This is a genomic window from Mesorhizobium sp. B2-3-7 (genome assembly GCF_006442695.1).
In the GTDB taxonomy this organism is placed as follows: Bacteria; Pseudomonadota; Alphaproteobacteria; order Rhizobiales; family Rhizobiaceae; genus Mesorhizobium.
On the sequence record NZ_VFVV01000009.1, the window covers coordinates 210,712 to 227,784 of the forward strand.

A 17,073-nucleotide genomic window follows, 5' to 3' on the forward strand; every position below is an offset into this window, starting at 1 on the left:
GGCGCGGCCAGCAGCATGCAGAACCCCGCAGGACGATTTGTGTTGGTTATCTCGCTGGCGTTGCTGGTGCAAAGCTGCGCCGGTCCAAGAGCCGTGACGGGCCTTGCCTCGCCTGTACAAATTAGCAACAAAATGTCGGCTATTTCCTTCCTGATTGCCACCACGCGCACAAGGTTCCCCACCTCCGAACCGCCCTATTCGCGGGATCGTTCCCCGACGTTGAGTTTTTCGCAGTTGACTGTCGTCGTGCCGGCCACACACCGGCCGGGCGTCGTCGAGACGTCATCGACATCACCCGATCCGAAGCGCCATTTTTCCGCTCGTGATCTTGTCCGCTTCGAGAACAGAGCATCCTTCGCAGGTCGGTTGAACGGGATGCTGGCGAAGCGTCCGCCTTCGGAGCGCGAGGTGTTTATCTTCGTGCACGGCTACAACAACAATTTTGCCGAAGGCCTGTTTCGTAATGCCCAAGTCGTCCACGACTACCGCATCTCCTCGGTTCCGGTTCATTTCTCCTGGGCGTCGGCGGGATCTATCGGCGCCTATCTTTTCGATCGCGATAGCGCTCTCCAGGCGCGGGACGGCTTGGCCGAAACGATCGAAATCGCAGCTCGATCGAACGCTAGCGGTGTTTTCATCGTCGGCCATTCCATGGGCGCGTATGTCGTAATGGAGGCGCTTCGCACCCTTGTATTGCAAGGTAAGGCGGCGGTTACCTCAAGAATCCGCGGCGTCTTGCTTGCCGCGCCCGATATCGATCCAGATGTCTTCAGCAGCCAAGTCAGGGACATACCCCAACTGCCGCACCCCTTCACGATCGTTGTCTCTCGGCGAGATCGCGCCTTGAGCCTGTCGCGGCGCATTGCAGGTGGCCAGCCACGAGTCGGCAGTGGCTTCGATATCCCGCTCCTCCAGAAAAAGGACATTCAGGTTATCGACATTTCCGACGTGGACGGCGGCGGCCACAGCGGCTTTGCAACGTCGGAAACACTGATGAAGCTGTTGAGGTCCGGGCCCCTGCTGCGCCGTCTCATCGTGAACGAAGATATGCCGGTCGAAGACAAAGCCGAAGAGACCCGGCAGATCATCTTCGATAACGCCTCCCTCGTTCTCCATCTGCCGCTCACAATCCTGAAGCGGTCGGCATCCCGGCAATCCGTGTCCCAGCAGCCGGCGTCCGAGATCGGCGCCATGTGATGAAAGCCCCTGCATTTTGAATCAGACGGAATGAACATTTGGAAGCTGAAGTCGCGATAACTCAATCAATCCTGCTGAAGCTTGTGCTTGCGTTGCTGCTCGGCGCGCTGATCGGTGCGGAACGCCAGTACCGGCAACAATATACAGGACTTGTGACGCACGCGCTGGTCGCACTGGGCGCGGCGGCATACTCCTCGCTGCCGGGCGCTCTTGGCTCAGGTCTCGATCTTAGAATGGGGGCTCAGGTCGTAACCGGCATTGGCTTCCTTGGCGCCGGCCTGATCATCAGGGACGGTTCCAACATAAGAGGGTTGAGTACGTCCGCGACGATCTGGAGCACTGGCTCTGTCGGGGTCTTCGTAGGCTTTGGCTTTCTGCTGCTGGCCGCGGAAACCGCAATGCTCATTATTATACTCAATTCGCTTCTTCCTAATTTCTCAAGATTCTTTCGAAGGCACTCTCAGGAACAACCTGCCGTCGAATACACGTACACTATAGAGATCGTATGCTCACGAGATAATGTTTATTTGCTCAGATCGATTCTGCTTCAGACCATCAATACAAACCTCCTCCGCCTACGCTCCCTTAACAGCCATCCCATCAATGAGGGCGACGCCATGAGAATAGAAGCAACGTTGTTCAGCAACCGTGATGATGCGCAATCAGTCGAACGCGTCGTCGCTCACCTCGCGCTCGACTCGAATGTTCAGTCGGCTTCCTGGGAGCCGGAAGAAAAGACCGAATAGAGCGAAAGCCAGAAAGACCCTCGACACCACCTCGAAACGTCAAATTTTAAGGAGCTGCTACAATGGAAGGAAACACCAAGGCCTTGTTGGCAAACAAATTGATAGCTATCGGCCTCTTGCTCATAGGCTTTCTCATTTTTGCATCGGGCTATCGCTATGGCTCTCCATCGAGCATCATGGTTGGCTGTCTTCTCTTTGCTATCGGAATCATTCTTCTGATTATAAAGATCGCCCGCAGAAACAAGCCGGACTCGGTTGCTTGACTTATCGAGTTGGACGAAAGCGATCGCGTCCAACTCCAGTCCGGACAAAAGACTTGGAGAGGCCCTCGTTGTTGGAGGCTCCTAACTGGTACGCCCGCCAGTATAATTCCGTGGTCGCGCGCACCCGCGAGTCCGATCCCGACGCGGAATTCCATATCCAGCAGATTGGCGAGCAGCGCCATGCATCGAGCCTTGCAACGATAGACTATGGCGACGCGTTCGTCCTCGATTTGCGGGACAAGGGTGGCATCGCCATGTCCGGGGCGATCAATGACGATGCGTTGACGGCGGTGTTCCTCTGGGGCGAAGGCACGACCTTCAACGGACAACGGAGTGAAGTACCGCAGTTGCGGATCATCGGCCCGGGAACAGAATTCAAGCTGGAGATGCCAGGAAGCTATCGCCTCATGCGGATCGGTCTGCGTGGGTCCGCGCTCGAGTCTCTGCGCACGGCATCAGCCTCCCACCTGGGCCAGAGGACCGCGCTGATGCCAGGGATACATGAGCAACGCCTCACGGCAGGAGCCGAGCTGGAGCTTCAGCAGAGGCTGCTGCGAACCGTCGGGTTCGCGGAAGCTGCAGCACAGCGTGGCTATGACCTAAGTGCCGGCCTGGCCGTTGCGGCGAGCGAAGCGGGCGCCGCGCTCGCGCGGGTGCTTTCCCTCACGGAGCAACCATCCCCCCGCGCCCTCGGTTCCAGCGATCGGCGCGATATCGTTGATGCCACCCTGGCCATTCTGGAGGCAAGGCCTCATAGCCCTGTTTCCGTCAGTGCAGTCTGCGAGGTACTGGGCATTGGCGAGCGAATGTTGGAGCGCGCCTTTCAGGAACGTCTGGGAGTCAGCCCTCGAGCTTACGAGCGGGAGCGGCGGCTTCGGGCCGCGCACGGCCTTATCCTGACGCAGGGCGATCGCCTCTCGATCACCGACATCGCCATGAGCTTTGGTTTCTGGCACCTGGGCCGTTTCGCTGGAGCCTATACGTCAATCTTCGGATGCTCCCCCAGTGAGGCGCGTCGGCGCTTCTGGAGACACGCAGCACCAGACTGATGGGATGCTCAAACCTGCCGATCCGAGGCTGGTTAACGCGGTGCCTCAGGCATTTTGATCAGGATGGGAAGACGATGAAGCCGTCGGCTCCTGTGGACGGAGGCAGTCAGCAGAAATGCCGGATCCCCCGCGGTCGGCGAATCCTAAAGCCAACAACACACCTACGCGTAGGGCCTCATCACAGCTATGTGCAGCCCGCATTCGGCCTAGTTGCCTGCTGAACCACCCCAATCCGAGAGCTTTCGGGCACTCCGTCGGAAAGTGGATAGAAATTGGTTGGCCGTCAGGAGATTCTGATGGCGCGACCTCAGTGGGGCCGCAACAAACCTTCCGACCGGTTGGTCGCAAGCAAGAGAAACGCAAGGTCACTCCACATGGCGCGCTCGGCGCCGATGAGAATGGCCATAGTCGCAAGGGTAAATACGATGCGAAAACGCTGTCCCAGCTTCCACGAGAAATAAACGCATTGTCTACGTTTGGGATTCCTAGCCCACTCTAGGGGAGCATCTCCGGCTTAAGATTGCCTCAAAATCAATCTCATCCGCGGCGGCAGGTTGAGGGTGTGTTTTATTGTCGGTTTCCTTGCGGGAAACGGCCTGCCGACCTCTTGAGCTGCCTATACTTCGGCGTCTCATGTACGACAGGAGTTTGTTATGGACGCGAGAGTAACCGCTGCCGGCATTCCCACCGACCCTTTTGCGGATGAGCCTCTAAGATGCGCCATCGACGTAAATAGCTTGTCGGCACCCCCAGCCGAACAGTTTGATTTCTATCGATCATGGTTTGCTGGGGTTGCCGAAATACAGCTTCTTCGGGCCGAGCACGCCGTGTTCCCGGCTCGTCATCAGGTATGGCAGTTGGGCGATCTGGCGTTGAGTTCCATCGAAATCCCAGGCTCCGGCTACGAGATACAATGGGAACATCGCAGACGGTCCCTGTTGGATCACTGGATGCTGTCCGTGCCGTTCTCGCAGTCTGCTGCCGGCGAGATGATATCTCGTCGGCCCCGCATGAGGTGTCTGGCCTTGCCCGATGTTGGAGTGAGCAACGATGATCTGTTCATCACACTGTTTCTGCCCCGCACATGGCCGGCAACCAGATCATCGAAAATCGAAGCCAGCGACGAGGCACTGGATTTTCTTGCGCACTACGCCGTTCTGCTGCACCGCTCACTTCCTCATTTGAGAGAAGCGGATCTGCCCCATATCGTCACCGCGACTGCCAACATTTCCGCGGCTGCTCTTATGCCGACAAAAGATCATTTGGCAGAGGCGCAAGGGCCTGTGAACGCGGTGTCTGCCGCTCGGATTGCCAAGCGTATCGCAGAGAGGTTGAGCGATCCCGACTTGACGCCCAACAAACTCTGCCGCGCGGTCGGTGTCTCACGCTCCCGTCTCTACCGGATTTTCGAGCCGGTGGGCGGTGTGTCCAACTATGTGCGGCGCAAGCGGCTGCTGAAAACGCGCGACGCTCTAGCGGACAGTTCGGACAGGCGAACGATCTCCAGCATTGCCGAAGTATGGGGCTTCCAAGATCCGTCTACCTACAGCCGGATGTTCAAAACAGAGTTCGGCATCTCTCCAAGGGAAGCGCGCGAACTCGGGTGGCAGGGCGTCAAGCATTCGACCTGGCTGACTGTGGATGAGCCCCTCGCGGATGCTGGCATCCTGAGCAACCTTCTGATCAACAATTCATTGGGATTGTCCCTTTCTTCAAGACAGTGACGGATTCCTGGCAGAGGTCGGGGCGCCTGGAGATCATCCCACAAGCTACAAGAAATATACGTCAAACCCATATTATGGATTCCTCGCATATTTTTCAAAAATCGATGACCGTTTAAGCTCGGCCGTGTCCTCGTCATTAGCATCACGATTTTCGATAACTCCACTCTGGGTTTTTAATTGTCAGGACCGTCTCCTTGCGAAAAGCACATCGTTCATTGTTGAACTACTAGCTCGATAGGAGCTTGTGATGGAGGTAACAGTACGAAGCGATACTCTTGGCGAGCCGATCGCTGGAGCAGTTGCCATACACGCTGCCGACATCCGCACATCATCGATTCTGCTGGCTGGGCGAGATGTTCTTGTCGACTGGTTCTATACCACCCAAGCAGGTGCGGGTGTCGGGATTTCAAGTCCCATAACCTCGATCTCGCCGCGGCTACATCCGCCGGGGATGAGCCCGATACGTCTGGTCTCTTGATCGAGAATTCCATGGGGTTGCCGTCACCCTCTTTCAAGCAATGAGTTTGCCTCAATGCAAGACAAGCCATCAATTGTCAGCGAAAGCGAAACGATCGGGACCCCAGAACCTCTAAGATGCGTCGTAGACGTTGATACCTCGCAGGCGCCACCGCCCGAGCAATTCGACCTTTTCCGGAGTTGGCACTCAAATATAGCCGACGTCGAATTGCTGCGAGACGAGTTCGGCTCGTTCTCTGCGCGCGAGCGGGCGTGGCGGTTGGAGAGCCTCGTGCTGGCTTTCATCGAATATCCCGGGATGGGGTACCGTCGGCGGTGGCGCAGCAGAAAGAGTCCGGTGTTCGACCACTGGGCTCTTTCGGTGCCCCAGACAATCCCCGCGGGCGGCGGCACGCCAAGAATGGGACAGCTGCGCTGGCAATGCCTGGGTGCACCCCATGAAGACCAGGGTGAGGATGACGGTGTCCTTGCGCTATTCCTTCCGCGGGATTTCGCCTTCTCGCAACCCTTCACGCTCGATATCCGGCCCGAGATGGCCGCATTCGTCGCCGACTATGTTCTGCTGCTCTATCATTCCTTCCCCCATCGCACGGAAAGCGACGTCCCGTATGTCGCATCGGCGACCACCAGCCTGCTTGCCGCGTGCATTTCCCCGTCCCGGGATCACTTTTTCGAAGCACAGGAGCCGATCGACGCGGTCATCATGGCCCGCGCGAACAAGATCATAATAGCCAATCTGGCCGACCGGAATCTGACACCGGGAAAGCTCTCGCAAGACCTCGGCATTTCACGCTCTCGACTTTATCGGATTTTCGAACCAGCCGGAGGAATCTCGCACTATATCCGGCGACAGCGGCTGCTGAAAACGAGGGACGCGCTCGGAAACATCGCGGATGGACGCCCGATTTCGAGCATTGCGGAGGAGTGGGGCTTCATGGATCCCTCGACATATAGCCGGACATTCAGGCGCGAGTTCGGAATCTCGCCCAAAGAGGCGCGGGAGGCGGGCTGGCTGGGCCTCAAGCACCCTCCGTTGGCGGAGCGGTCGAACAACGGCAAACCTTCTCTGAACAGCCTCCTGGCCAACAATTGCCTTCTCAGCCATCAGCTTTCGACTACGTGATTGGAGTCTTCGGCTGAGGTAATCTTGTCGAAGACAAGAGTGAACCCATTCCTTGGCGAAGCTGGAGATTGGGCGCCGGTTCGAACTGCCCGCCGGGAACACCACGCAGTCTGACGAGGCGCTCGTATGACATAAGAGATTGCACCCTCAGCGGAGAGGCCGATGTCAGAAGTGTTGGTCCCGATAGCGCAGGCTCATCGAAGCTCATAAAATACCAGCCAAGAAGTCATTAAATTTCGGAGGTTCATTTGGTGAATTCTTTGAGCAGACGATCCGTGATCGTTGGGGGAATATCATTTCTGGCGCTGTCCGGGCATGCGGAAGCTTCCCAAAAGAGTTGGTATATCGGGAGAATTCCAGATAAGCCTTTTGACATCCCTCTCGTAGACAAGACGCGCATCCCCCGGCAATTCCGTCGGCAAACAGTGCCTTACTTGGGTAGGGAAACCGCCGGAACAATCCTAATCAACAAGCAGGAGCGCTTCCTGTACTATGTCGAAGACGCAGGCAGGGCGATCCGCTTCGGCATCGCTGTCGGTCGGGATGGACAGCGATGGGGTGGAGAAGCCATCGTTGAACGAAGAGCCCAATGGCCGACCTGGACCCCCACCGCCAACATGCGACGCCGTAATCCGAGCTTGCCGCAGCGCGTTCCGGGAGGCCCAAACAATCCTCTCGGCGCCCGGGCGCTGTATCTGTATCGCAATGGCCAGGACACGCTGTATCGCATTCATGGGACCAATGAGCCGTGGACCATTGGAAAAGCTGCATCATCCGGCTGCATCAGGATGTTGAACGAGCATATTTTTGAACTCTTCGGAACGGTGCGCAACGGCGCGCGCGTTATCGTTGTCTAGCCTGCGGCAATCATGAATGCCATTGCGCGGCACCTCTAAATGCCGAGGCCGACGCGTGGAGACATCCTCGTCACAGGACACCGTCTCTCCGGAAGCTTGAGCGCAGAGGAAGCCGGCGCTTCTCCGGTTTCGTTTGGCTACCGCACGACCAATACAGGCACACTTCCATCCGCGAGAACCTCCGACGTCTGGCTTCCCAGCAAAAGCTTTCTGATGCCACGACGGCCATGGGAAGCCATCACAATCAGGTCGCAGCCTCGTGACTTGGCGGTGTCGATAATCGCCTTGGCCGGGTAGGTATCCGGGACATGTAGAAATTCTGCGGAAACCCCCATCCGGTCGGCTGCCTCCCTGACTTGATCGAGGACTTGCCCTGCGAATTCCTTGCTCGCGGCCTCAAAACTATCAACCTCCTCCTGCGAAGGAATAGACCCGGAGGTAAATCCGGTTCCATAGTCAATCAGCATTGGCTCCGTGACCGTGACAACTGTCGCCTTGGCAGCCAAGGCTTTCGCCAGGGCTATCCCCTGCTCAACGCCCTTCCTGGCGACGTCGGAGCCATCCGTGCTCACGAGGATATGAGTGTACATCTGAGTTCTCCCTGCCTGGTCGACCACGGTTCCGGCAACACCAACACTCGTCGAGATATGCACGTTGGTGCACTGCAAGCCCTCTCTTGGACATCCAACTCACGCCGCTTGTATCGCGACGCTGGGCACATTCGGGAGCGGACGCACCATCTCCAAACCGCGGAGGAATAGCGCTAGCCCGGCCCGGCGATCACCAATTGCCTTTTCGTGTACCAGCTATGGTTAAATCACAGACAAGACGACAGATGTTCGCAATGCCTTTGTTGCCCGCTCAACCTACAATTCATCGAGTCATTGCGTTATGTGCAATTTATCCCAATGAATTGCATCTCGTCCAATTCTCCTTATTGCGACGTGCATATGTTGGCGATTCCCCTTTCGACCCCAAAATCGAACAATATGATTTGATCAATGTATCTTTCGGTGAGTATCTCCATGTGAAAAGAAGCACATTATTGACTGGAGGGGCGGCAGCCGTCACCGCCTGTCTGCAAAGCCCGCCTTTTCGCAGTCGATGGGACGTGCATCTTGGGGTTAAAGGCGACGCGCCCCTGCACCGCGCGAATGACTCGGGCGGAAGCCCCGAGCCCGAGCGACCAATCGATCTTTTCTGATCCCGGCACAGGATCGTTTTCGGTCATAATTCGAAGAAAGCAGACAACCAGATCCGCGACTATGCCGATTTGCGTCCGGCTTTGGCTTTGGGGCGGTCCTTGATGCCTTCCTTGGCGAGACTCTTGCGGAGAACCGACGCCAGATCGATAACGTTCTCCTTGGGCGGGGGCACCGGTTTGGGCGGCTGCTTGCCCTTGCGTTTTGCGTCGATCAACGCGATGAGCGCATCCTCGTAGGTGTCTTCAAATTTCGACGGATCAAACTTGGTCACTTTTTTGTCGATCAGCAGGCCTGCGATTTCGAGCAGTTCCTGGTCATATTCATGGCTTTCCAGGTCTTTGAATACGGTCTCTTCCGAGATCATCTCGTCATGGGTCCGCAACTCGGTAAGCAGCATTCCCTTGCCATATGGCTGTATCACGACTTCGCGCCCGCGTTGGTACAGCACCACGCAGGACCGCGCCGCCACGCCCTTCTTGGCCATCGCTTCGCGCAGCACGGAGAAGGCCTCGGTGGAAGCACCGTCGGCAGGGATCAGGTAATAAGGCTTTTCCAGGTAGCGCGTATCGATATCCTTGATGGCGACAAACTCGTCGACCTCAAGCGTGTGCTCAGACGTCATCTTTAGCTTTTTGATCTCGTCCGGTTCGACCTTGATGAAATCGCCCGCGTCTGCCTCGTAGCCTTTGACTTGGTTTTCGCTATCGACGACATCGCCCGTCTCTTCGTCAACATAGGCAGCCTTGACGGGCAATCCATCTTTCCGATTCAAAATCTTGAAGTGGATTTTCGATGCCTCACTGGTTGCACCCACAAGCTTCACTCCGCACGACACGGACCCGACTTTCAGAAACCCTTTCCAAACTGCTCGTGGGGCCGCCATGCAGTCCTCCTGTCGCGCCGATCCTTGGCACAAACGTCAGCCGGATCGTTCCGTTCCGCCCGCCTGATCAGCATCGACGCACGCGATCGCATCACGGATGGTGCGGCTTTCCATGCCAACGGTGCCCCCGCGCGGCGTCAATCCTGCTTTCGCCGCGACAAATGCGAGAGCAGCGCGGTGATCAGGCTGCTTACCACAATCCATGCGGCGATCTCGCCGTCATGCACCTCAGGCCGGCGCGGCGTGTCTATCTTGTCGCCGCTCAACGCCACTGCCGGCGCAAGGTCTGGCCGGCTTCCGCGCCTGACCGAGTAAGCGCGCGTAATTTCTGCACCGAAGAGGAATATCTGCGCTGAATAATAGACCCAAAGCAGCACCACCATAAGCGCGCCTGCCGCTCCGTAGGAAGTCGCTATCGCGCTGGTGCCGATATACCAGCCGATCAGCGACTTGCCGATGGTGAACAGCAACGCAGTAACCACCGAACCGACGGCAACATCGCGCCATTTGAGCGTGCGATCCGGCAAGACCTTGTAGATCGCGGCGAAGAGCAGCCCAATTAGCAAGAAAGAGACAACGGTGTTGACGGTGCCGAGCACCAGTTCGCCGAACGGCAGGTGGTGATTGATGACATCGCTCAGCGCGGTGATCGCTGCGCTTGCCGCCAGCGATACCAGCAGCATGAAGCCCAACGCGGCAACCAGGCCGAGGCTTGCCGCCCGCGCCCGCACCAGGCGCGAAAGCGACAGGCCGTCGGCTTTTACCTTCCAGATCTCGTTCAACGACTGTTGCATCTCACCGAAAACACCGGAGGCAGTGAAGAAGAGCGTCACCAATCCGATGAGCGTGGCAAGCGTCCCGGACCATCTGTGCGAAGCCGTCTCGATCGTCGCCTTGAGCAGATCGGCACTCTGCGCGCCCATCGCGCCGGATATCTCCGCTGACAGGGCGAGCTGGGCCGCATCCTTGCCCACGGCCAGACCGGCGATCGCCACGACGATCAGAAGGATCGGCGCCAGCGATGTCGTGGCGTAGAAAGCCACCGCCGCCCCGTGGCTCAACGCATTATCGTCGATGAAGCCGGTGACGGCGTCCTTCAAGAGAATCCAGGTACCGCGAACCCAGTGTGGCATCTCCCCTCACCAGTCACGCCATATGGGACGCGGAGCGTCGCGACCTATCTCGATCATGCCTGTCACGGCTCGTCGCACAGGGCTTCCCGTAGCCGATACAGCGCGCGGGTTGGGGTCAAGCTTCATCGAGCGCAGCCCGTCGGTAAGGCTGGCGCGGTGAGATGGCGTGGATAATCCCATCCCGCGAGCTCGGCCTCGTTGGCGAGCCTTACGTCGCAGGGTGATGCGTCAGCCATTTCGGGCCGCGCAATTTTTCTTGAGCCTTATGATCGCCGATTTGTGGACGGTAACCACCCCGCCACAGTCAATCCGTACGCTCAGCTTGTTGGTTTCAGGATCGACCCGAGTGACGTCCCCAACAAGAACGACTTTGTCTCCGACGTGAGTTCTGGGGGGCGCATCGATCGCATAAGGACGATCATAGGAGGGGATGCTCACCCTGGCGCGCCCACTGGGAAGCATGTCCATGACCGTACTCGTCAGGGCAACTTCATCACCGATTGCAACTTCTCGAGGCAGGTTGAATTGCAGCATGGCATTTCTCCCGAGACTATCACAAATCAATGCTGGCAGCTCGAGTTGGTTGCCTGAAATCGCACCTACATAGCAGGCAATCGGAGACGTGCCGACGCGGATCGCGAGCCGCGGGCTCAACAGCTCGCCGGGGAGGAGCACACGGGGGCGGAACCTTTAAGAGCCAAGCCAACCGATATTGCGTGATCGCGAAACGTCCCAGCGCGCAACGGCGTCTCGCCCGAGGTTGGGTTGCATCTTGTAGGGCTCGCGTTCGCCGTAGCACCGGCGGTACCCCCGAGTTGGACATTTGCTGTCCGTTTCCGCAGGAGAAGCATCCAGCCTGCAGCACGTTAGGCGCAGTCTCTTTTCGCGAAATGTTGAGGCGAATTGCGTGGCCGACAAGGCAGGCCGACCACACGGGCGCCAGCTTGCCGTAACGCTGACGTAGAACAAGTTGAGATCGGAGCATGGGGCGCGCGAGACGCTCCGTCATCTCGATGCAGCGCCCTTCGCCGTTGGAGACAAAAGCGCATCTTTGCGGAACAAGCAGCCCGCGCCTCAGTTATGCAGGTACTCATCCCCGGGACGGCGGCTGGCTAAGATGTTTTCCAGTGTTACACCGTTGTAGTCGAGGCCTATCGCTTCTCTGGATTTTCGCGGCGGTAACCCTGTCGGGTTGCGCGGGAGGCGTGCTCGACCCGCAGGGACCGGTCGGCGCGGGGAACCGCACGATCCTCCTGAACTCACTGGCCGTCATGCTGGTCATCGTCATTCCGACGCTGGTCGCGCTGCTTGCCTTCGCCTGGATATTCCGTGCCTCGAACCGCAGGGCTCGGTATGATCCAGAGTTCACCTATTCCGGCCGGATCGAGCTCATCGTCTGGTCGATTCCGACGCTGACCATCCTCTTCCTCGGTGGCTTGATCTATTATGGATCGTACCATCTCGATCCTCGCAAGCCGATCGACTCCAGCCGGCCGCCACTCGAAATCCAAGTGGTGGCGCTCGACTGGAAGTGGCTGTTCCTCTATCCCGATCAAGGTGTCGGAACGGTCAACCAGCTGGTTATTCCAACCGGCATGCCGGTGCGTTTCAGATTGACCTCGGCCAGCGTCATGAACACCTTCTTTGTGCCCCAGCTCGGCAGCATGGTCTATGCCATGAACGGCATGCAGACCGAGGTCAACCTGCAGGCTGATCGCGAGGGCGAGTATTTCGGCCTGTCGGCGCATTTCAGTGGCGATGGCTTTTCGGACATGAATTTCCGTGTCAGGGCAGTCTCGGCTGACGCCTTCGCCAGTTGGGCCTCCTCCTTGCATGGCGGAGGCGGCGTGCTCAACGCCAGCGCCTATCGCCAGCTTGCCAGGCAAAGCATCAACGCGCCGGCATCCTCGTTCGGCCATGTGCAGCCGGGCTTGTTCGATGCGGTCGTGCACCAGACGCTACCTCCGGGGCCGGGACCGGCTGGAACCGCCGCCGGAGAGCCGCAGGTGAGCCCGAAAGCTGAGCCCAAGGCGGGAGCGCCGCCCATGGCTCACCAGCACGATGAAGGAGGATGACGATGCTCGGCAAGCTCGACTGGTCGGCCGTTCCCTTTGACCAGCCTATTCCGCTCGGCGCGGCCCTGATCGTCTTCCTGGCCGCCGCCGCCGTTCTGATCTGGGTAACGATCAAAGGCTACTGGCCTTATCTTTGGCATGAGTGGATAACCTCCGTCGACCACAAGCGGATCGGCGTCATGTATATCGTGCTGGCGGCGCTGATGCTTCTGCGCGGCTTCGTTGACGCCGTCATGATGCGCACCCAGCAGGTGCTCGCCATCCACGGGCCGGGATACCTGCCGCCGGAGCACTACGACCAGGTCTTTTCGGCCCACGGCACGATCATGATCTTCTTCGCCGCGATGCCCTTTGTCATTGGGCTGATGAATTTCGTCATCCCGCTGCAGCTCGGCATCCGCGACGTCGCCTTCCCGACGCTGAACTCAGTCAGCTTCTGGCTGACCGCGACCGGCGCGCTGCTTGTCAACATTTCGCTCGTCGTCGGCGAGTTCGCGCGCACCGGGTGGCTGCCTTATGCGCCGCTGTCGGAGACGACCTACTCGCCAGGCGTCGGCGTCGACTACTATTTGTGGTCGATCCAGATCTCCGGCGTCGGCACCCTGCTCACGGGCGTCAACCTGGCGACCACCATCCTCAAGATGCGTGCGCCAGGCATGGGCTATCTGCGCATGCCGATGTTCTGCTGGACCTCGCTTGCCTCCAACATGCTCATCGTCGCCGCATTCCCTATCCTTACCGCAACCCTGGCCATGCTAACCCTCGACCGTTATCTCGGCTTCCATTTTTTCACCAACGAAGCCGGCGGTAACCAGATGATGTTCGTCAATCTCATCTGGGCCTGGGGTCACCCCGAGGTCTACATCCTCGTGCTTCCCGCCTTCGGGATCTATTCGGAGATCTTCTCGACCTTCTCGTCGAAACCGCTGTTCGGCTATCGTTCGATGGTTGCGGCGACGATGTTCATCTGCATCGTCTCCTTCATGGTCTGGCTGCACCACTTCTTCACCATGGGCGCCGGCGCTGATGTCAATGCGGCTTTCGGCATCGCCACCTCGGTTATCGCCGTCGGCACCGGGGTCAAGATCTACAACTGGCTCTTCACCATGTATGGCGGGCGCGTGCGCTTCGAAACGCCAATGCTGTGGGCGCTGGGCTTTGTCACCACTTTCATCATCGGCGGCATGACCGGCGTGCTGCTCGCCGTTCCGCCGGCCGATTTCATGCTGCACAATTCGCTCTTTCTCGTGGCGCATTTTCACAACGTCATCATCTCGGGCGTGCTGTTCGCGGCCTTTGCCGGCTTCACCTACTGGTTCCCGAAAGCCTTCGGGTTCCGGCTGCATGAGGGTTGGGGCAAGGCGGCGTTCTGGGTCACGCTTGCCGGCTACATTCTGGTGTTCGTGCCGCTCTATATCGTCGGCCTTCTCGGCATGACCCGCCGCCTTCAGCATATCGACATGGATATGTGGGCGCCGTGGCTTGTCGTGGCGGCCTTCGGAATCGTGGTGATGATCGTCGGCGCCGCATGCCAGATCACGCAGCTCGTCGTCTCGATCAGGCATCGCGACGAGTTGCGCGACGAGACCGGCGACCCTTGGGACGGGCGCTCGCTGGAATGGTCGACATCCTCGCCGCCGCCCGTCTTCAACTACGCGCGGCTGCCGCATGTCGAAAACGAGGAGCCCTACTGGACCATCAAGCAAAGGGCAATGGACGAGCAGAGTCAGGAGACCGAAGAGGACTACGAGGCGATCGAGATGCCGCGCAATAGCCCCACAGGCTTCGTCACCGCCTTCTTCAGCACTCTGATTGGCTTCGCGCTCATCTGGCACATCTGGTGGTTGGCGGTTGTCGGCTTCATCGGGGCCTATGCCACCTTCGTTGTATTCGCCTGGCGCGAGCATGGCGATTACGAGATCCCTGCCGACGAGGTCGGCCGCATCGATCTTGACCGCAAGGCAGCCCAGCTTGCCTGGATGCGTAGACGCGAGCGTGTGGCATGAGCGACATCCCCGCCGGCACCGCAACGCGCGATCCCTACCGGCTGGGCCGCACCGCAGGGCATGGCCATCACGTATTCTCGGCGACCGGCCACGGCGAGGGAGGCCCGGCCTCGAAGTTCGTCACGGTTGCCTACGGCTTTTGGATCTTCCTGTTGTCGGACATCATAATGTTCTCGGCTTTCTTCGCCGCGTATGCCGTCCTGTCCAATTCGGCGGCGGGCGGGCCAACAGGCAAGGAGCTGTTTGAGTTGACGCGCGTCGCGGCACAGACGGCGCTGCTGCTCACCTCGAGCTTCACCGGCGGCCTTGCGATGCTCGCGACCCACCGCCGGTCAATGGCCGCCGCCCAGTTCTGGTTGCTGGTGACCGGCCTGCTTGGTGCAGCCTTCCTGTTCCTGGAGGTGCAGGAATTCGCGGCCATGGTGAATGAGCAGGCGGGCCCATCACGCAGCGCCTTCCTGTCCGCGTTCTTCGCCCTTGTGGGCTGCCACGGAACCCATGTTGGACTTGGCCTGCTTTGGCTCAGCACCATGATGGCGCAGCTCTGGATAAAAGGCTTTCGTCCCGACATATTGCGCCGGCTTCACTGCTTCAGCCTGTTCTGGCACGCGCTGGACATTATCTGGATCGCCATCTTCACCCTGGTCTATCTGCTGGGAGCGTCATCATGAGCGAAATGGACAGCCGGAACGAGGACATGCTTGACCGCCGCGATTCCGCACCAGGCGAAGAACGCAGCGAGGAACACGAGGTGGCGGGAGGCCTTTCCGGCTATCTGCTGGGCTTTGGCCTGGCAATCCTGTTGTCAGTGGCGTCCTTCATTGCGGCACAAACCGATCTAATTTACCAGCCGGCCGTGATCTCGGCCCTGACGGTGCTTGCCATCGCACAAATGGGCGTCCATCTCGTCTTCTTCCTGCACCTGACGACAGGACCTGACAACACCAACAACGTGCTCGCGCTCGCTTTCGGTGTGCTGATCGTGACCTTGGTCGTTTTGGGCTCGGTGTGGATCATGAACCATCTCAGCCAGAACATGGGAGCGATGGATGCGCATCAGGCTCACATGATGCCATAATGCGGTTCCAGGTCTGTGGCCTGGGCGCAAAACCGCCTGTCCGTCGGTTCGGTTACCTTGCGCATAGCGTCTGCACTTTCAGGCGTCGAAAATCCATAGGTGCGGAGAGCGGTGAGGAGCTGGTCGAGCTGTTTGGCCCGGCAATGTCTATATCGGCCCGCTCACGGTCGGCGGCAGAATGAACTGCTGCCCATGGTCGCAACGTCTGTGCCTTCCATCATAATTTCAGGAACTAGGAACATAGGGCCCTCGTCCGAGTTCCATTGAAAGTGTGGGAACATAGCTCAGTTTGCCAAGGGATCGGGCGAGGATTCCTTGCTCTGTGAGCGCTCCCACTTTCCACATTGTGTTCAACGAATGCTCCGGATCATGGGTCGCCCACAGCTTTCCTCCCTGGCTTTCAGCCTCCTGGTACTCGTTAATTGTGCATTGCTGCAAAGCAGGGCCTGGGCACAGCTACCCTGCCCCGCCGACCACGCCAAGCTCCTGGCTGCCCTCAAGGCAAACGTCAAAGCAAGCGGAGGCCCCGCCAATGGCGGCTTCGAGACCAATGAATGGGCGGCGATCGTTACGCGTGACGGGACAGTTTGCGCCGTTGCTTTCAGCGGCCCCACCAGCGATGCGCAGTGGCCCGGCAGCCGGCTGATCGCAGCCGAAAAGGCCAGCACGGCCAACGGGCTCAGCGTTGCCCAGATGGCTCTCTCGACGGCGAATCTATATGCTTCTGTTCAGCCGGGTGGCCCCTTGTTCGGCTTGCAGCTTACCAATCCTGTCAACCAGGCAGCCGCTTATGCCGGCGACAGCAAGACCTTTGGGAGTGCGAGCGATCCGCTGATTGGCAAGCCGATCGGCGGCGTCGTGGCATTTGGCGGCGGCCTTGCTCTCTACGACGGCAAAACGATTGTCGGCGGGCTTGGCATCAGCGGCGACTCCTCCTGCGCCGATCACAATGTCGCTTGGCGCCTGCGTGCGGCCCTGGGCCTGGACAAGGTTCCGGCGGGCGTCAACCCCAACGCCAAGGACGCCATCGTCTACGATCTCGATCCTGGCGGAAAGAGCGCCTCCGGCTGGGGTCATCCGTTGTGCGCGGGAACCGAGGCGGACGTCGCGGCCGAACTCGGCGCCGGAGTGGGAGGTTCGATCCGCAAATGAGGGGATCTCTGAAAGTGGCGTGGAAATACGCATCTGCGACACCAGACGGCCGAGGAGCGGAAAGGGGCCGCGGTTTCGACTTTAGGCCGTTGAAGTGGCTAGTGC

At 59.0% G+C, this 17,073-nt stretch carries 16 protein-coding genes; 12 read left to right on the plus strand and 4 right to left on the minus strand.

What is annotated here, in order from left to right; translation table 11 throughout:
- Positions 1–15 precede the first annotated feature (15 nt).
- From FJ940_RS19410 to FJ940_RS29015, 7 genes are all read left to right on the plus strand, one after another.
- The gene (locus FJ940_RS19410) at positions 16–1,197 is read left to right on the plus strand and encodes an alpha/beta fold hydrolase (protein ID WP_140565652.1); all 1,182 of its coding nucleotides are present in this window, start codon (positions 16–18) and stop codon (positions 1,195–1,197) included.
- A 38-nt stretch (positions 1,198–1,235) separates the two neighbouring features.
- Positions 1,236–1,943: an MgtC/SapB family protein gene (locus FJ940_RS19415; protein WP_181165254.1), complete on the plus strand. Its 708-nt coding sequence runs from the start codon at positions 1,236–1,238 to the stop codon at positions 1,941–1,943.
- 62 nt (positions 1,944–2,005) lie between these two features.
- Positions 2,006–2,206, plus strand: coding sequence for a hypothetical protein (locus tag FJ940_RS19420; RefSeq protein ID WP_140499417.1), 201 nt, complete (start codon positions 2,006–2,008; stop codon positions 2,204–2,206).
- A 110-nt stretch (positions 2,207–2,316) separates the two neighbouring features.
- Positions 2,317–3,255, plus strand: a complete 939-nt coding sequence (locus FJ940_RS19425) for an AraC family transcriptional regulator (RefSeq protein ID WP_140499419.1) — start codon at positions 2,317–2,319, stop codon at positions 3,253–3,255.
- Positions 3,256–3,908: 653 nt separating this feature from the next.
- A complete protein-coding gene (locus tag FJ940_RS19430) occupies positions 3,909–4,979 on the plus strand; it encodes an AraC family transcriptional regulator (protein ID WP_140499421.1) in 1,071 nt (356 codons plus the stop codon).
- Between the two features lie 532 nt (positions 4,980–5,511).
- The gene (locus FJ940_RS19435; RefSeq protein WP_140521311.1) at positions 5,512–6,579 is read left to right on the plus strand and encodes a helix-turn-helix domain-containing protein; all 1,068 of its coding nucleotides are present in this window, start codon (positions 5,512–5,514) and stop codon (positions 6,577–6,579) included.
- 275 nt (positions 6,580–6,854) lie between these two features.
- Positions 6,855–7,436 carry a L,D-transpeptidase gene (locus FJ940_RS29015; protein ID WP_281405883.1) on the plus strand — a complete coding sequence of 194 codons (582 nt, stop codon included), beginning with the start codon at positions 6,855–6,857 and terminating at the stop codon, positions 7,434–7,436.
- 137 nt (positions 7,437–7,573) lie between these two features.
- Here FJ940_RS29015 and FJ940_RS19445 read toward each other — a convergent pair whose 3' ends face one another.
- The 4 genes from FJ940_RS19445 to FJ940_RS19460 all read right to left on the minus strand — a co-directional run bounded on the left by FJ940_RS19445 (position 7,574) and on the right by FJ940_RS19460 (position 11,191).
- Positions 7,574–8,026 carry a universal stress protein gene (locus tag FJ940_RS19445; protein ID WP_140499425.1) on the minus strand — a complete coding sequence of 151 codons (453 nt, stop codon included), beginning with the start codon at positions 8,024–8,026 and terminating at the stop codon, positions 7,574–7,576.
- Positions 8,027–8,699: 673 nt separating this feature from the next.
- On the minus strand, positions 8,700–9,524 hold the full coding sequence (locus tag FJ940_RS19450) for a Ku protein (RefSeq protein WP_140517447.1): 825 nt from the start codon (positions 9,522–9,524) through the stop codon (positions 8,700–8,702).
- Positions 9,525–9,661: 137 nt separating this feature from the next.
- Positions 9,662–10,657 (minus strand): YihY/virulence factor BrkB family protein, encoded by a 996-nt coding sequence (locus tag FJ940_RS19455; protein ID WP_140657550.1) that lies wholly within the window; start codon positions 10,655–10,657, stop codon positions 9,662–9,664.
- A gap of 228 nt (positions 10,658–10,885) precedes the next feature.
- Positions 10,886–11,191 carry a preprotein translocase subunit YajC gene (locus FJ940_RS19460; RefSeq protein ID WP_140500644.1) on the minus strand — a complete coding sequence of 102 codons (306 nt, stop codon included), beginning with the start codon at positions 11,189–11,191 and terminating at the stop codon, positions 10,886–10,888.
- A 479-nt stretch (positions 11,192–11,670) separates the two neighbouring features.
- Between FJ940_RS19460 and cyoA the strand changes: the two genes are divergently transcribed.
- The 5 genes from cyoA to FJ940_RS19485 all read left to right on the plus strand — a co-directional run bounded on the left by cyoA (position 11,671) and on the right by FJ940_RS19485 (position 16,968).
- Positions 11,671–12,732 carry a ubiquinol oxidase subunit II gene (gene cyoA, locus FJ940_RS19465; RefSeq protein ID WP_140565781.1) on the plus strand — a complete coding sequence of 354 codons (1,062 nt, stop codon included), beginning with the start codon at positions 11,671–11,673 and terminating at the stop codon, positions 12,730–12,732.
- A gap of 2 nt (positions 12,733–12,734) precedes the next feature.
- Positions 12,735–14,738: a cytochrome o ubiquinol oxidase subunit I gene (cyoB, locus tag FJ940_RS19470; RefSeq protein WP_181167678.1), complete on the plus strand. Its 2,004-nt coding sequence runs from the start codon at positions 12,735–12,737 to the stop codon at positions 14,736–14,738.
- Complete coding sequence (gene cyoC / locus FJ940_RS19475; protein ID WP_140657552.1) at positions 14,735–15,409, plus strand: cytochrome o ubiquinol oxidase subunit III; 675 nt, start codon at positions 14,735–14,737, stop codon at positions 15,407–15,409. Before cyoB ends, cyoC begins: the two co-directional genes overlap by 4 nt.
- Positions 15,406–15,816 carry a cytochrome o ubiquinol oxidase subunit IV gene (gene cyoD, locus FJ940_RS19480; RefSeq protein WP_140517457.1) on the plus strand — a complete coding sequence of 137 codons (411 nt, stop codon included), beginning with the start codon at positions 15,406–15,408 and terminating at the stop codon, positions 15,814–15,816. The genes cyoC and cyoD overlap by 4 nt, the downstream gene beginning before the upstream one ends.
- A 315-nt stretch (positions 15,817–16,131) precedes the next feature.
- The gene (locus tag FJ940_RS19485) at positions 16,132–16,968 is read left to right on the plus strand and encodes a heme-binding protein (RefSeq protein ID WP_224718639.1); all 837 of its coding nucleotides are present in this window, start codon (positions 16,132–16,134) and stop codon (positions 16,966–16,968) included.
- The last annotated feature ends 105 nt before the right edge of the window (positions 16,969–17,073 follow it).

Excerpts from the sequence above, each read along its gene's own strand:
- FJ940_RS19410 (WP_140565652.1), top strand. The coding sequence starts at position 16 with ATGCAGAACCCCGCAGGACGATTTGTGTTGGTTATCTCGCTGGCGTTG.
- FJ940_RS19420 (WP_140499417.1), top strand. The coding sequence starts at position 2,006 with ATGGAAGGAAACACCAAGGCCTTGTTGGCAAACAAATTGATAGCTATC.
- FJ940_RS19430 (WP_140499421.1), top strand. The coding sequence starts at position 3,909 with ATGGACGCGAGAGTAACCGCTGCCGGCATTCCCACCGACCCTTTTGCG.
- FJ940_RS19435 (WP_140521311.1), top strand. The coding sequence starts at position 5,512 with ATGCAAGACAAGCCATCAATTGTCAGCGAAAGCGAAACGATCGGGACC.
- FJ940_RS19445 (WP_140499425.1), bottom strand. The coding sequence starts at position 8,026 with ATGTACACTCATATCCTCGTGAGCACGGATGGCTCCGACGTCGCCAGG.
- FJ940_RS19450 (WP_140517447.1), bottom strand. The coding sequence starts at position 9,524 with ATGGCGGCCCCACGAGCAGTTTGGAAAGGGTTTCTGAAAGTCGGGTCC.
- FJ940_RS19455 (WP_140657550.1), bottom strand. The coding sequence starts at position 10,657 with ATGCCACACTGGGTTCGCGGTACCTGGATTCTCTTGAAGGACGCCGTC.
- FJ940_RS19460 (WP_140500644.1), bottom strand. The coding sequence starts at position 11,191 with ATGCTGCAATTCAACCTGCCTCGAGAAGTTGCAATCGGTGATGAAGTT.
- cyoA (WP_140565781.1), top strand. The coding sequence starts at position 11,671 with ATGCAGCGCCCTTCGCCGTTGGAGACAAAAGCGCATCTTTGCGGAACA.
- cyoB (WP_181167678.1), top strand. The coding sequence starts at position 12,735 with ATGCTCGGCAAGCTCGACTGGTCGGCCGTTCCCTTTGACCAGCCTATT.
- cyoC (WP_140657552.1), top strand. The coding sequence starts at position 14,735 with ATGAGCGACATCCCCGCCGGCACCGCAACGCGCGATCCCTACCGGCTG.
- cyoD (WP_140517457.1), top strand. The coding sequence starts at position 15,406 with ATGAGCGAAATGGACAGCCGGAACGAGGACATGCTTGACCGCCGCGAT.